Source organism: Streptococcus sp. GMD3S (genome assembly GCF_000298695.2).
In the GTDB taxonomy this organism is placed as follows: Bacteria; Bacillota; Bacilli; order Lactobacillales; family Streptococcaceae; genus Streptococcus.
Genome location: NZ_AJRC02000005.1, coordinates 103,530 through 118,153, shown reverse-complemented (window position 1 = coordinate 118,153; position 14,624 = coordinate 103,530). Strand labels below are relative to the sequence as shown.

The 14,624-nt window shown below is 43.4% G+C and carries 14 protein-coding genes and 1 riboswitch; of the genes, 3 read left to right on the top strand and 11 right to left on the bottom strand.

Translation table 11 applies throughout. From position 1 onward, the window contains the following. Nucleotides 1-22 precede the first annotated feature (22 nt). The 7 genes from fabG to GMD3S_RS0203805 all read right to left on the bottom strand — a co-directional run bounded on the left by fabG (nt 23) and on the right by GMD3S_RS0203805 (nt 5,371). Entirely contained in the window at nt 23-754 is a 732-nt protein-coding gene (gene fabG, locus GMD3S_RS0203835; RefSeq protein WP_001177614.1) for a 3-oxoacyl-[acyl-carrier-protein] reductase, read from the bottom strand. 45 nt (nt 755-799) lie between these two features. Continuing rightward, nucleotides 800-1,720, bottom strand: a complete 921-nt coding sequence (fabD, locus tag GMD3S_RS0203830; protein ID WP_000167649.1) for an ACP S-malonyltransferase — start codon at nt 1,718-1,720, stop codon at nt 800-802. Further along, complete coding sequence (gene fabK / locus GMD3S_RS0203825; RefSeq protein WP_000857452.1) at nt 1,713-2,687, bottom strand: enoyl-[acyl-carrier-protein] reductase FabK; 975 nt, start codon at nt 2,685-2,687, stop codon at nt 1,713-1,715. The genes fabD and fabK overlap by 8 nt, the downstream gene beginning before the upstream one ends. Before the next feature lie 117 nt (nt 2,688-2,804). After that, nucleotides 2,805-3,029 (bottom strand): acyl carrier protein, encoded by a 225-nt coding sequence (locus tag GMD3S_RS0203820; RefSeq protein ID WP_000257840.1) that lies wholly within the window; start codon nt 3,027-3,029, stop codon nt 2,805-2,807. Between the two features lie 57 nt (nt 3,030-3,086). Next, the gene (locus GMD3S_RS0203815; RefSeq protein WP_000852965.1) at nt 3,087-4,061 is read right to left on the bottom strand and encodes a beta-ketoacyl-ACP synthase III; all 975 of its coding nucleotides are present in this window, start codon (nt 4,059-4,061) and stop codon (nt 3,087-3,089) included. Further along, nucleotides 4,061-4,495 (bottom strand): fatty acid biosynthesis transcriptional regulator FabT, encoded by a 435-nt coding sequence (gene fabT, locus GMD3S_RS0203810; RefSeq protein WP_000386338.1) that lies wholly within the window; start codon nt 4,493-4,495, stop codon nt 4,061-4,063. Before fabT ends, GMD3S_RS0203815 begins: the two co-directional genes overlap by 1 nt. A 90-nt stretch (nt 4,496-4,585) precedes the next feature. Then, a complete protein-coding gene (locus tag GMD3S_RS0203805; RefSeq protein WP_001015588.1) occupies nt 4,586-5,371 on the bottom strand; it encodes an enoyl-CoA hydratase in 786 nt (261 codons plus the stop codon). Nucleotides 5,372-5,653: 282 nt separating this feature from the next. On the opposite strand from GMD3S_RS0203805, the gene GMD3S_RS0203800 reads away from it, so the two are divergent. The 3 genes from GMD3S_RS0203800 to serS all read left to right on the top strand — a co-directional run bounded on the left by GMD3S_RS0203800 (nt 5,654) and on the right by serS (nt 8,881). Then, nucleotides 5,654-7,018, top strand: coding sequence for an aspartate kinase (locus tag GMD3S_RS0203800; RefSeq protein ID WP_000869633.1), 1,365 nt, complete (start codon nt 5,654-5,656; stop codon nt 7,016-7,018). Nucleotides 7,019-7,020: 2 nt separating this feature from the next. After that, on the top strand, nt 7,021-7,392 hold the full coding sequence (locus GMD3S_RS0203795) for a DUF956 family protein (protein WP_000079379.1): 372 nt from the start codon (nt 7,021-7,023) through the stop codon (nt 7,390-7,392). A 214-nt stretch (nt 7,393-7,606) separates the two neighbouring features. Then, on the top strand, nt 7,607-8,881 hold the full coding sequence (gene serS, locus GMD3S_RS0203790; RefSeq protein ID WP_000884221.1) for a serine--tRNA ligase: 1,275 nt from the start codon (nt 7,607-7,609) through the stop codon (nt 8,879-8,881). Nucleotides 8,882-8,903: 22 nt separating this feature from the next. Here the strand turns inward: serS and GMD3S_RS0203785 are convergent, their stop codons facing one another. The 4 genes from GMD3S_RS0203785 to GMD3S_RS0203770 all read right to left on the bottom strand — a co-directional run bounded on the left by GMD3S_RS0203785 (nt 8,904) and on the right by GMD3S_RS0203770 (nt 14,598). After that, nucleotides 8,904-9,803, bottom strand: coding sequence for a TDT family transporter (locus tag GMD3S_RS0203785; protein ID WP_000735936.1), 900 nt, complete (start codon nt 9,801-9,803; stop codon nt 8,904-8,906). Nucleotides 9,804-9,913: 110 nt separating this feature from the next. After that, on the bottom strand, nt 9,914-10,462 hold the full coding sequence (locus GMD3S_RS0203780; protein WP_000206775.1) for a carboxymuconolactone decarboxylase family protein: 549 nt from the start codon (nt 10,460-10,462) through the stop codon (nt 9,914-9,916). A gap of 130 nt (nt 10,463-10,592) precedes the next feature. Further along, nucleotides 10,593-11,915, bottom strand: coding sequence for an alanine/glycine:cation symporter family protein (locus GMD3S_RS0203775; protein ID WP_000891440.1), 1,323 nt, complete (start codon nt 11,913-11,915; stop codon nt 10,593-10,595). A gap of 89 nt (nt 11,916-12,004) precedes the next feature. Next, nucleotides 12,005-12,093: riboswitch (glycine riboswitch) on the bottom strand. Between the two features lie 168 nt (nt 12,094-12,261). Continuing rightward, entirely contained in the window at nt 12,262-14,598 is a 2,337-nt protein-coding gene (locus tag GMD3S_RS0203770) for an endonuclease MutS2 (RefSeq protein WP_001092930.1), read from the bottom strand. Nucleotides 14,599-14,624: the final 26 nt, after the last annotated feature.

Here is a 14,624-nt window from a genome sequence, read left to right as displayed (position 1 = left end):
TACCTATATCTTTCCTTATTTTTTACATGCTAAGTCCGCCATCAACAGCGAGAACTTGTCCAGTCAAATAATCCTGTCCAGCCAGGAACACTGTAGCATCTGCGATATGTTCTGCTTGACCGAAATGTTTCATTGGGATTTGGGCCAATGTCGCTTCCTTGACCTTATCAGACAAAACAGCAGTCATATCTGACTCGATCATCCCTGGTGCAAGAGCATTTACGCGTACGTTGCGATTGGCAACTTCACGTGCAACTGACTTGGTAAAACCAATCAAGCCTGCTTTAGAAGCTGCATAGTTGGCTTGTCCGATATTTCCCATCAAACCGACCACACTCGACATGTTGATAATCGCACCTTCACGTGCCTTGATCATCTGTTTCAAGACTGCTTGCGTCATGTTGAAGGTACCTGTCAAGTTGATTTTAATCACTTTTTCAAAGTCTTCTTCGGTCATCTTGAGCATAAGCGTATCTTGAGTGATCCCAGCATTGTTGACCAAGACATCGACAGAACCGAGTTCCGCAATCGCTTGATCTACCATACGCTTGGCATCTGCAAAGTCTGAAACATCACCTGATATCGGTACTACTTTGACGCCGTAGTTTGAAAACTCAGCCAGCAATTCTTCTGAGATTGCTCCGCGACTATTCAAAACTACATTAGCGCCTAGTTGGGCAAATTTGTGAGCAATGGCAAGTCCGATACCACGGCTTGAACCTGTTACAAAGACATTTTTGTTTGTAAGTTGCATTCTATCTCTCCTATTTCCTGTTGTATTTTGTGGGAGAAGGGATCATTAGTTTTCTAACAAAGCATCCAAGCTTGCTTGGTCTTCAACGTTAGCTAGCTTAGCTGTTTTATCGATTTTTTTGACAAAGCCTGATAGGACCTTACCAGGACCAATTTCAATAAAGTTGGTTACCCCAGCATCCTGCATCACAGCAATACTTTCATAAAAACGAACAGGTTCTTTGACCTGACGCGTCAAAAGCTCTTGGATTCGACCTTTTTCCATAACAGCAGCTTCCGTATTGCCAACTAGTGGGCAAGTGAAATCAGCGAAACTCACTCCCTCAAGAGCTTCAGCTAGTTGCTGACTAGCTGGCTCTAAAAGTGCTGTATGGAAGGGACCAGATACATTTAAAGGAATCAATCGTTTTGCTCCTGCTTCCTGCAAGAGTTCAACTGCGCGGTCAACCGCAGCCACCTCGCCACCGATAACGATTTGGCTTGGGGTGTTGTAGTTAGCTGGAGTCACTACTCCAACTTTAGAGGCTGTTTCACAAGCTTCCTCAATCACTTCAACTGGAGTATTGAGAACCGCAACCATCTTCCCAGAGCCTGCAGGTGCAGCCTCTTCCATATAAGCACCGCGCTTAGCAACCAAGGCAACTGCATCCTCAAAGTCCAAGGCCCCACTTGCTACAAGAGCAGAATATTCCCCAAGAGACAATCCTGCTACCATATCTGGCTGATAACCCTTTTCTTTCAATAGTCGGTAAATAGCAACCGAAGTCGCTAAAATAGCTGGCTGCGTATAGCGAGTCTGGTTTAACTTGGTTTCTTCCTTATCAATCAAGTCACGAAGATCATAACCCAAAACCTGACTGGCTTGGTCAATTGTTTCCTTGACGATAGGATAGCGATCATAGAGATCACGCCCCATTCCTAGATACTGAGCACCTTGACCTGCAAATAGAAAGGCTGTTTTAGTCATTTCTTACAACTCCTGCCCAACGAGAGGCTTCTTCTTGAATTTTTTTGGCTGCGCCATAGTATAGATCTTTTAGGATTTCTTCGACAGTTTCCTCTTTAGAAACCAAACCAGCGATCTGACCTGCCATGACAGATCCACCTTCTACATCTCCATGAACAACGGCTTTAGCAAGAGCACCAGCTCCCATTTGTTCAAAGATTTCTAAATCTGGATTTTCTTGTTTAAAGGCATCTTTTTCAGCCTGCTCAAAGTCACGTGTCAATTGGTTTTTAATGGCACGAACAGCATGTCCAAAGTGTTGAGCTGAAATAGTCGTATCAATATCACGCGCTTTTAAGATTTTTTCCTTGTATTTTGGATGGGCGTTAGATTCCTTAGCTACTACGAAACGCGTACCAACCTGAACAGCCTCAGCTCCAAGCATAAAGCCTGCAGCGACACCTTCACCGTCCGCAATTCCTCCAGCTGCGATAACTGGAATTGAAACAGCTGCAGCAACTTGGCGAACCAAGGTCATCGTCGTCAATTTACCAATATGCCCACCGGCTTCCATTCCCTCTGCAATAACCGCATCTGCACCAATTTTTTCCATGCGTTTTGCCAAAGCAACACTTGGAACAACGGGAATAACTGTAATTCCTGCATCATGGAAACGAGTCATGTATTTACTTGGATTTCCTGCACCAGTTGTAACAACCTTGACCCCTTCTTCAATCACGAGATCAACGATGTCTTCTACAAAAGGTGACAAGAGCATGATGTTGACACCAAAAGGTTTGTCCGTAAGTGATTTGATTTTATCGATATTAGCCTTTACGACCTCTTTAGGTGCATTCCCACCACCGATAATCCCTAGACCACCAGCTTTTGATACTGCACCAGCCAAGTCACCATCAGCAACCCAGGCCATTCCTCCTTGAAAAATAGGATAATCAATGTTCAATAATTCTGTAATACGTGTTTTCATAGTGCCTCCATCATTCCTTGCTTACGTAATAGTTCGACGAGTTTATCATTTGAGTTTCAAACTATTACCTAAACAAGAGGGAGTGGGTTTCCCCTACTCCTTCTAGTAATATGTTAATTATTTTGTTTGCTCTTCAACGTAGGCAACCAAGTCACCAACTGTTTTCAAGTTATCTTCTGCTTCGATTTGGATATCGAAAGCATCTTCGATTTCAGAGATTACTTGGAACAAGTCCAATGAATCTGCATCCAAATCATCAAAAGTAGATTCAAGTGTTACTTCTGATGCGTCTTTCCCAAGTTCTTCAACGATAATTTCTTGTACTTTTTCAAATACTGCCATGATAGGACTCCTTTAAAATATAAAAAATTTATAACTATGTGTTTACCACATGATTACCTAGATTGTAAGAATGAGTGTGCCCCATGTCAAACCTCCACCGAAGCCTGATAGGAGAATCGTCTGGCTACCATCTAAACGAATCTTGCCATTCTCCACACACTCTGAGAGTAAAATCGGGATACTTGCTGCACTGGTATTTCCATACTCCATCATATTGGCAGGAAGCTTGTCTCGGTCTACGCCGATCTTCTTAGCCATCTTATCCAAAATGCGGATATTTGCCTGATGAAGCAAGAGATAATCCAATTCCGATGCTGCGATTGGACCATTTTCAATGGTTCCTTTGATCGATTTAGCAACATCACGATTTGCAAAATCAAAAACTGCTCGTCCATCCATTTTCAAAAAAGCAGGAACTGCTTCTTGATCCGAGAAAGGAGAAGCCAAAGCCGTTTGACCATAGGTCAAACACTCGCTCCGAGAGCCATCTGTATAGAGACTTTCCACAAGGAAGTGCCGTGTTTCGCTCGCTTCCAAGAGAACCCCACCAGCTCCATCCCCAAAGAGAACAGCTGTTGAACGATCTGACCAATCAACTGCCTTGGATAAGGTTTCAGCCCCGATAACAATCCCTTTTTTGAACTGTCCAGAACTTAAAAACTTTTCTGCAGTTGAGAGAGCGAATACAAAGCCACTGCAAGCTGCTGTCAGATCAAAGGCGAAAGCTCTATGCGCTCCGATATTTGCCTGAACTCGAGCTGCTGTGGAAGGCATCATCGAGTCTGGGGTAATCGTCGCTACAATGATAAAATCAATCTGATCCGCTGTTAAGCTCCCTTTAGCCAGCAAGCTCTTAGCAACTTCTGTCGCCAAGTCACTTGTAGACTCTGATTTTGAGATATGTCTCTGTTTAATTCCTGTCCGACTTGAAATCCACTCATCGCTTGTGTCCATGATTTGGGCTAAGTCATGATTAGTGACCACTTGCTCTGGAACATAATGAGCAACCTGGCTTATTTTTGCAAAAGCCATTATTTCAAATCCTCCAAAAATTGATAAAGGTTCGTTAAACCTCTGCCCATGACTTCTTTTTCCTCAGGGCTCATGCCATCGATGATTTTTTCGACCATAGCCTTGTGGAATCGTTTATGAAGGCGGTGAACCAAACGACCTTGCTTTGTCAAATGCAGATAGACCACTCGACGGTCTTGGTCAGAACGAATACGCTCAATATAACCTTTTCTCTCCAGGTTATTCAAACTCGTCGTCACTGTTCCAAGAGTTACCATCAGTTCTTTGGAAACCTTACTTGGCGTTGCCTCCGGGAACTTCCCAATCACATCGATCGTGTGCATTTCTTTGATGGAGATGTCTTTGAATCGACTACCTCGTAAGCTAACCTCCTCAATCACAAGGACGTTATTAAAAATAGATGTTAGATAATCATTTACTTGTTGGTAGTCCAAATCGTTTCCCTCCCCCTCAAAAAACTTTTACAATCAAAACATTTGATAAAAGAAGTATAACAAACTTCAAAAAATTGTGCAAGTATTTTTTCACATTCCTGTAAATTTTGGTCTTCTTCTTTCAGAATGCGCTCGAACCCCTTCTTTGAAATCTTCAGTTAGAGATAACGATTCTTGTAGTTTCAATTCTAATTCGGCATAATTCTGCCAATCCTTGAATTGACTTTCCCAAACTAACTTTTTAATCGCTGCGTATGAGTTTGCTGAACCTCTTCTTAATTTTTTCAGAACCTGTTCTCTTGTTTTTTCTAATTTGTCAACTTCACAAACACGGTATACCACGCCCCATTCTAGCGCTTTTTCAGCAGTCAAAGCTTCACCTGTCATGGCAAGTTGTGCAGCCCGTGTTACCCCGATACTACGACTCAAGAGATGAATCCCACCAGCGTCTGGCGCCAATCCAACTCCGACAAAGGCTTGAATGAATTTTGCCTTGTCAGTCGCTAAACAGAAATCAACTGCTACTGCCATATTTGCTGCAGCACCAGCAACCGCTCCATCTACCTCCATCAAAACAGGTTTTGGAATTTGCTTGATTTTAAAAGAAATTGTATTGACTAATTCTGCAATCTTATTCAAAGAAGGGATATCATCTTCGTCTACTGCTCGTTTCATCTCAACCAAGTCTCCCCCAACTGAAAAAACCTTCCCATTAGCATTAATCAAGATGAACTGCACAGCTTGATCCTGCTCTGCTAGAGTCAAAGCTTCTAAAATCTCCTCACACATTGGGATATGGAAACCATTTGCCACTTCGGGACGATTCAAAGTAATGATAGCCAGATCATCTACGATCTGATATAAGATATGATTCATAGCTTCTCCTTTTCTTTTATAAGGCAATAAAATTGTTTTATTATCAAAGTATACCTTTTTTTGGATAAAGAGGCAAGGAAAAACTAAAGGAAAGTGTCTCAGCTGATTATTTACCCATCATTTATGAGTGTGAGTAAAATTTGACACTCTTACTTTTAAATCGTTATCGCTTTTCAGAATAAGTTAGTGTTTTCTTCTATTATAATAGGAAGTTATTTTCTTCATTGAAAAATGCCCCTCTTTCTGCTATAATCGTATAAAATACTTACTTGAGGAGTCCTTATGAAGGTTGTAAAATTTGGCGGAAGCTCGCTTGCCTCTGCTGGTCAGTTAGAAAAAGTCTTAAATATCGTTAAAAGTGATAAAGAACGCCGTTTTGTAGTCGTTTCTGCACCCGGCAAACGCAATGCTGAAGATACCAAGGTAACTGATGCCTTGATCAAATACTATCGTGACTATGTGGCTGGAAATGACATCAGTGCTAGCCAAAGCTGGATCATTGACCGTTATGCCGCTATGGTTAGTGAACTTGGGTTAAAACCTGCTGTTTTAGAAAAAATCTCTAAAAGCATTCGGGCCTTGGCAACTCTTCCTATAGAGGACAATGAATTTCTCTATGATACCTTCCTAGCGGCTGGAGAAAATAACAATGCCAAACTCATTGCAGCCTACTTTAACCAAAACGGTATCGATGCACGCTATGTTCACCCAAGAGAAGCTGGAATTGTTGTCACAAGTGAACCAGGAAACGCACGCATCATTCCATCTAGTTATGACAAGATTGAAGGCTTGGCTGATAGCAACGAAGTCCTTGTCATCCCTGGTTTCTTTGGTGTGACTAAGGAAAATCAAATCTGTACTTTTTCACGTGGAGGCTCAGATATTACAGGTTCTATCATTGCAGCAGGTGTTAAGGCTGATCTCTATGAGAACTTTACAGACGTAGATGGTATCTTTGCTGCCCATCCTGGTATTATCCACCAACCACACTCCATTCCTGAATTAACCTACCGTGAAATGCGTGAGTTGGCTTACGCTGGATTTTCAGTTCTTCATGACGAAGCCCTTCTTCCTGCCTACCGAGGAAAAATTCCTCTTGTCATCAAGAATACCAACAACCCTGACCACCCAGGAACACGCATTGTTTTAGAACACAGTAGTGATAAATTCCCAGTAGTAGGGATTGCAGGTGACTCAGGATTCGTCAGCATCAACATGTCAAAATACCTCATGAACCGTGAAGTCGGGTTTGGTCGCAAGGTTCTGCAAATCCTTGAGGATCTCAATATCGGTTGGGAACACATGCCTACAGGTATCGACGATCTTTCAATCATCCTCCGCTCCCGCGAATTGACTCCTATCAAAGAAGAAGAAATTCTACGTCAACTCGTTCAAAAGGCTGAGGTGGACCATGCTGAAATCGAACATGACCTTTCCATCATTATGATTGTTGGAGAAAAGATGAAGAGTCATATCGGGGTAACTGCTACTGCAACACGGGCTTTGTCTGAGAATAAAATCAACATCCAGATGATGTCACAAGGTTCAAGCGAAGTTTCCATCATGTTTGTTGTCAATAAAGAGCAAGAGAAGGCCGCTATCAAGGCTCTCTATCATGCCTTTTTCGATGAAAGTAAGGAAGACTAATCATGGCCCAATCACTCAATCAAGTCATTGACCTCCAAACTACTGGGACATCTTACCTCTCTATCTCTGGAAAAGTTGGAAAATTTCTAGTTGGGGATCAAGCCTTAGAGTTTTATCCTGATGTCAATGTCGAACAATATATCCAAATCCCCTGGTCCAGCATTCAGCAAATCGGAGCCAACGTAAGTGGTCGCAAGATCAGCCGCCACTTTGAAGTCTTCACTGATCAAGGAAAATTTCTCTTTGCTTCAAAAGACTCTGGAGCTATCCTCAAAATCGCTCGGGAAAAATTAGGAAACGACAAGGTCGTGAAACTTCCGACTCTACTCCAGACCATTGGACAAAAACTTAAAAATCTATTTGCAAAAAAGTAGAAACTTTAGTATAATCATAGCAACGGATAAGTAGGTTATCCTCTTCTTTCAGAAAGTCTGCGGGTGTTGCGAGCAGATAGGAGGGATAGGTGAAATTCTACCGTTGTTCACAATTAAATACAGAATCAAGTGCACACCTGTGAAGTTGGATGGAACCGTGGCCCTGCCACTCCAACACTTTGTCAGGTGTGCTTTTTTTCATAAAGGAGTTCTTATGTTAGATATTAAACGTATTCGTACAGATTTTGATGCTGTCGCTGAAAAATTAGCTACACGTGGTGTAGATGCTGCTATCTTAAATGAGATGAAAGAAATCGATGCTAAACGTCGTGACATCTTGGTCAAGGTTGAAACTCTAAAAGCAGAACGTAACACTGTTTCTGCTGAGATTGCCCAAGCCAAGCGCAACAAGGAAAATGCCGATGACAAGATTGCTGCTATGCAAACCCTATCTGCTGAAGTCAAAGCCTTGGATGCTGAATTGGGGGAAATCGATGCTAAATTGACAGAATTTACCACGACTCTTCCAAACATCCCAGCTGACAGCGTTCCTGTTGGAGCTGATGAGGACGATAATGTGGAAGTTCGCCGTTGGGGAACTCCGCGCGAGTTTGACTTTGAACCAAAAGCTCACTGGGATCTTGGTGAAGACTTGGGTATCCTTGACTGGGAACGTGGAGCAAAAGTTACTGGTGCTCGCTTCCTCTTCTATAAAGGACTTGGGGCTCGTTTGGAACGTGCTATCTACAACTTTATGTTGGACGAGCATGGAAAAGAGGGCTATACTGAAGTCATCACACCATACATGGTTAACCATGACTCAATGTTTGGTACTGGTCAATATCCAAAATTCAAGGAAGATACTTTTGAATTGAAAGACACTAATTATGTCCTTATTCCTACGGCTGAAGTGCCTCTGACAAACTACTACCGTGATGAAATCCTTGACGGTAAAGACCTACCAATCTACTTTACCGCTATGAGTCCATCATTCCGTTCTGAGGCTGGTTCTGCTGGTCGTGATACACGTGGTTTGATTCGTCTGCACCAATTCCACAAGGTTGAAATGGTCAAATTTGCCAAACCAGAAGAATCATACGAAGAATTGGAAAAAATGACAGCAAACGCTGAAAATATTCTTCAAAAACTCAACCTTCCATACCGTGTCGTTGCGCTCTCTACTGGAGATATGGGCTTCTCAGCTGCCAAGACTTATGACTTGGAAGTTTGGATTCCCGCCCAAAATACCTATCGTGAAATCTCAAGTTGTTCAAATACAGAAGATTTCCAAGCCCGTCGTGCCCAAATCCGTTACCGTGATGAAGCCGATGGCAAGGTGAAACTCCTTCACACCTTGAACGGTTCTGGACTTGCAGTTGGACGTACAGTGGCTGCCATTCTTGAAAACTATCAAAATGAAGATGGTTCTGTAACCATTCCAGAAGCACTTCGTCCATATATGGGTGGAGCTGAAGTTATCAAACCATAAAAAAAGGCCTAGCTATTTCTAGCTAGACCTTTTTTCGTAACCAAATCAGATAACCAACCAAGACAAAGAATAAAATAGTGAGGCATATAACAGTTTCAGCAAACACCAGATAATCCAGAAATGGAAGTTTCAAGATCCCCTGAGCCATCTTGAGCGAAGTAGCTGTGATAATGGTTGGGAAGGTGAGGGCTGAGAAGGCTGGTTGAAAGCCTTGTTTTAAAATATTGGGCAGGCGAGTTAAAACAAAGAAAAAGAAGGACTGAGATGCCAAAATCATGACAATCAAGAGCCAAGTCGGTAGGCCTGCTCCTCCAACTCGAACTAGAGAAGCTAAGAGTAGGGAAAAGGGAGCACAGTAGATTCCTTCCTGTCCAAGCAAGGCCACTGGGAGTGGATCTTTCTTTAAATCGCTATAAATAAGCGGATAGAGATAGAAGGTCAAGACAAAACCAAAACTCAAGGTCGCATAGGCAATCTCAATAATGCCTACCAGAGGATAGGTCAAGGCTGCTACTGCTATTCCCACATAGAGTACCGTCCAACTTGGAGTCGCATTGACCCTCCGACCCGGACAGGCAAATTTGATGGTAAAAGTAGCAATCAACGCCAAATCCAAGAGAAAGGAAAACCACCAGATTCCTTGTGCTAGCAAAGAAAGAGCAGGGAATACGCGAAAAACATAGGTCGATAAAATCATCCCAGCCATAGGAAAAGTGGCCATCCCAGATAAAAGAGGGGGCTTGGTCAATTCTTGCTTGGTTTCTTCCCAATTAAAAAGATGGAGAATCAGAAAGAAAAGCCACAACACTAGACCAGTCAGGCTCAATAAATGCGACAGAACAGGCAAAGTATCTGCAATCAGATTTCCTGCACCTGCTAAACCTAATAAACAGCCAGAGAATACTAAGGGTAGCTTTTTCATCCGAGCCTCCAATAATCATGTTATTATTAGTATAGCATAAAAGCGCTTAAAATAGCATAGAAAAATGAAGACTGGATTGCTCAGTCTTCATTTTTTCTTTCTGATTCGAACTAGGCATACGGTTGTAATTCTGGGTTAATAGGCGTATTGGCTAGATTGTTGGCATAGTTGCAGAGGCTGGCAAGACTAACACCGAGAACCACGTCCAAGGCATTTTGTTGCGTGTAACCAGCTTGCAAAAATTCAGCCAAGGCTTCATCTCCTACACGCCCTTTGGTATTGATGACCGCCAAGGTAAACTTAGCTAGAGTATCTAGTTTTGGATCTGTTTCAATCGGAGTGCGGTTGCGAAGGGCTTGGAGAAGATCATCATTCATCTGGATTTGTTTGATTGAAAAGGCAGTATGTCCAGCCACGCAGAAAGCGCAACCATTGGTTACGGCTGCCGTGATTTGCACTACTTCACGCTCTACTGGTGTTAAGCTATTGCGACGGTTGATGGCTCCGACAGTTCGGTAGGCTTCAAGCGCGGTAGGAGCGTTAGCCAAGAGACCGATTAGGTTGGGAATATAGCCATTGTTATCTTTTTGTACTGTTTCAAGAACTTCTTTCACTTCTGCTGGTGCTGATTCTACTGTGTGGATGGTAAATGTTGTCATAAGAAACCTCTTTTCATTTTATTGTCATTTAGTCTATCATAGAATTTCCCCCTTGGATAATATATATTTTCAATCGCCTTGATAGGAAATGTCTATGAAATGAAAAAATCACACTAAAAGTGTGATTGGGTTAGTGTTTAAAATACTTTTTAGTCTCAGCAATGACGACTGGCGACAAGACCAAGAGGGCAATCAAGTTTGGCAGAGCCATCAAGGCGTTGACGATATCTGCGATAATCCAAACCATATCCAACTCGATAAATCCTCCCAACAAGACCATGACTACAAAGACTACACGATAGAGCCAGATAAAACGAACACCAAAGAGAAACTCAAAACAGCGCTCTCCGTAATAGTTCCATCCGAGGATCGTCGTAAAGGCAAAGAGCACAAGGAAGATGGTCAAAAGAGCAGGTCCAAAGTGTGAAAAAACTGTTGAAAAGGCTGACTGGGTCAAGGCAACTCCATTCAAATCACCACTCCAAACACCAGTTACCAAGATTGTCAGACCTGTCAGAGTACAGATAATCAAAGTATCAATAAAGGTTCCTGTCATGGAAATCAAGCCTTGCTCGACAGGCTCATTAGTCTTAGCTGCAGCCGCTGCAATGGGAGCAGAACCAAGACCAGATTCGTTCGAAAAGACTCCTCGCGCCACACCATTCTGGATAGCCATCCGAATACTGGCACCTGCAAAACCACCTACCGCAGCAGTTGGACTAAAGGCTGAAGTAAAGATGAGGGCAAGTGTGGCTGGGATTTTCTCGATATTAAAGAGAATAACTGTAAGAGTCCCTAAAATATAGACAATAGCCATAAAAGGAACCACTGCTGTCGAAACTTTTGATATGGATTTGAGGCCACCAAAAACGGCAATCCCTACAAAAATGGATAAAATCAGAGCTGTGATTGCTGGATCAACTTGGGCTGTATTTTGAATGGATTCTGTAATCGAATTGACTTGGGTAAAGGTACCAATCCCTAGAAGGGCTACCAATACACCCGCTAGGGCAAAGAAGATAGCAAGTGGACGCCACTTTTCTCCCATCCCCAAAAGGATGTAATGCATGGGTCCTCCAGCTACAGCTCCATTTGCATCCTTAGTACGGTATTTGATAGCAAGCAAGCCTTCGGCATATTTGGTCGCCATCCCAAAGAAGGCCGCCATCCACATCCAAAAGAGGGCCCCTGGTCCTCCAACCTTAATGGCTGTCGCTACCCCGATGATATTTCCCGTACCAACTGTGGCTGCTAGAGCCGTACAGAGAGCAGCAAAGCTCGACACATCGCCGTGCCCCTTGTCCTTGGTAAAGATCAACTGAAAGGCCTTAGGGAGACGAGTAACCTGCAAAAGGCCCAGTCGGATGGTCAAATAGATACCCGTTCCGACCAATAAGATCAAGAGGGGAGGCCCCCAAGCAAAAGCATCAAGCGCTTTAAGCAATTCTAACATGTCCTTCTCCTATCGTTCAACCCCAAAAGAAAGAGCACATGCAAGATACATGTACTCTGGAATGCTTAGATAAATGCCAAAAAGCGGTCTATCCTAGCTCTGTCCTTTTACCTGAGAGTTTGAGCAGTTACCTGCCTTGCCCCTTCGGTGCCTTTACGGTCTCTCCAGAGTTCCGTCCATTTACAGTCATGGAAAACAAACCTTTCTCCACTTCTATTAAACTTCATTCGGTGTTGGTATTTAATTTTTTATTATTTTACAAGAAAAGTTAGCCCTTGTCAATATATTCTATGAAATTTTTTGACTTTTCACTTCTTTTTTCAGAAAGAGTGAATCCTTCTTCTCTCTATCCTTTAAAGGTTACAATGGTGGCGCCACTGCCTCCAGCATTTTGTGGAGCATAGCCGAAACTCTTGACATGCTTGTTTCTTTGCAGGTATTTGGTGACGCCCTCACGGATGACTCCCGTACCGATACCGTGGATGATGTCGACTTGCGCCATGTTATTGAGCAGGGCTTGGTCGATAAAGGCGTCCAGCTCATTCATGGCCTCTTCGTACCGTTTGCCACGAAGATCCAGTCTCGCTTGTGGGCCACGACCAGATGCACGTTTGACGACATTGACTTGTTTTTTCTTGACTAGGGCTTCTTGCTGGGCCTGAACAAGGTCAAATTCTTTCTCTTCCAAGGTCATCTTGATCAAACCGACTTGGGCTTCCCAACGGCCGTCCTTAAGTTGATTGGTCAAGGTTCCACGCTGACCATAACTGAGGACCACAATGTCATCTCCCACCTTTGGAGCTCGTTTTTTCTTGGCTTTTTGAAGGACCTTGTTTTTAGACAAGTAGACTTTTTCAGGGGCCAGTTTTTTCAGCTCAGCCTTGGCCTCAATGATTTCGTGGGGTTTGAGTTGAGACTTGCTGTGAAGATTCTTGAGAATCTGGTCACTCTCATTTAGAGCAAGTTCCACAATCTCGGCAGCCTGTTCACGCGCCTTGTTGAGCTCAGTTTCCTTCTCGCGATTGAGTTCATTATAGAGCTTTTTGAGTGCTCGGTTCATCTTGAGGTTTTCTTGCTCCACCTCACGAATATTGTCCAAGCGTTTGCGACTTTCAAGCGTTTGCTCTTCTAATTGCTCAATGATACGGTTGACATCATTATCTTGATTAACCTGCTGGCTGGCATCTCCTACGATGACATCTGACAAGCCCAGGCGTTTGGCAATTTCAAAGGCATTGCTTCGGCCAGGAACTCCCTGCATAAAGCGATAGGTCGGACGCAGACTTGCTGTATCAAACTCCATGCTGGCATTTTGCACAAAGGCTGTTTCGATACCGTAGGCCTTGAGCTCTGGATAGTGGGTCGTCGCCATGGTCTTGACCTGACGCAGACGAAGATCCTCCAGAATAGCCATAGCAAGGGCTGCTCCTTCCTGTGGATCGGTACCAGCCCCGAGCTCATCTAGCAATAAGAGCGAGTGCTGATTGACCTTGCCAAGAATATCTACGATATTGGTCATGTGGCTGGAGAAGGTAGACAAACTTTGTTCGATAGACTGCTCATCCCCGATATCGGCAAAGATTTCTTCGAAAATACCGACACGGCTTCCTTTATCAGCTAAGATTGGCAAGCCAGATTGGGCCATAAGTTGAGTCAAGCCCAGGGTTTTGAGCATGATGGTCTTCCCACCTGTATTGGGACCTGTAATGACAATGGCCGTTAATTCCTTACCAAAGTGTACATCGTTCGCGACAGCATTTTTGACCAAAGGATGGCGAACATGAAGGAGTTGAATCTCTTGGTTCTCTGAAAGTTGAGGAACAACTGCTTGTCTTTCTTGGATGAAACGCACCTTGGCACGAATCAGATCCAGATGGCCGATAATCCAAGCGTCATTAGCAATCTCAGCAGCATGAGGACGAACCCGTTCCGATAGTTCCTGCAGGATGCGAATCATCTCATAGCGTTCATCAGCTCGCAGACTAGCGATTTCTTCGCTCAGCTTGACCACCTCACGTGGCTCGATATAAACCGTATTACCACTAGCAGAGATGTCATGGACAACACCTGCAATCTTATTGCGATAGGTGTTCTTGACTGGTAAGACTTGACGGCCATTTCGGCTAGCGATTATGCCTTCCGTCAACATCTGCGCTTTTTGCTTGAGTAAGTCTTGCAAGACATCTCGAACTTGACTCTCGCTATCATGGATTTTCCGACGGATGCGTGCTAGCTCTTCACTGGCGAAATTTTCGATAAATCCTGCATCATTTAGAGATTGAAGACTCCCTTGCAAGTGTGGGAACTCATGCAGTTTTTCAAACCATCTCGCCAACTGCTCCAAGCGTACATTTTCAAGATTGGCATAAAAACTTTGCAACTCTCTGCTAGCAAACAAGACTCGTTTGAGGAGCAGGAACTCCTCAATATTGAGATCCGCCCCCATCTCCAGACGCTTGCAGACAGCTGAAATCTCACGTGTCGCTAGGATGGTAAAGTGGGGTTGCTCCACAAAAAGGGCTTGCATTTCCTCCATCTCTGTAAAGGCTTGTTTGATCTTATCCACCTTGGCAGTTGGAACCAAGCCTTTTAGCTCCTCTAGACCTTGTTCTGTCAAGAGATGCGGTTCAAACAAGGCTTTGATTTTATTAAATTCTAAGGTTTCTAGTATTTTTGTATTCATATTTTTTCCTTATATGCTGGTTTACA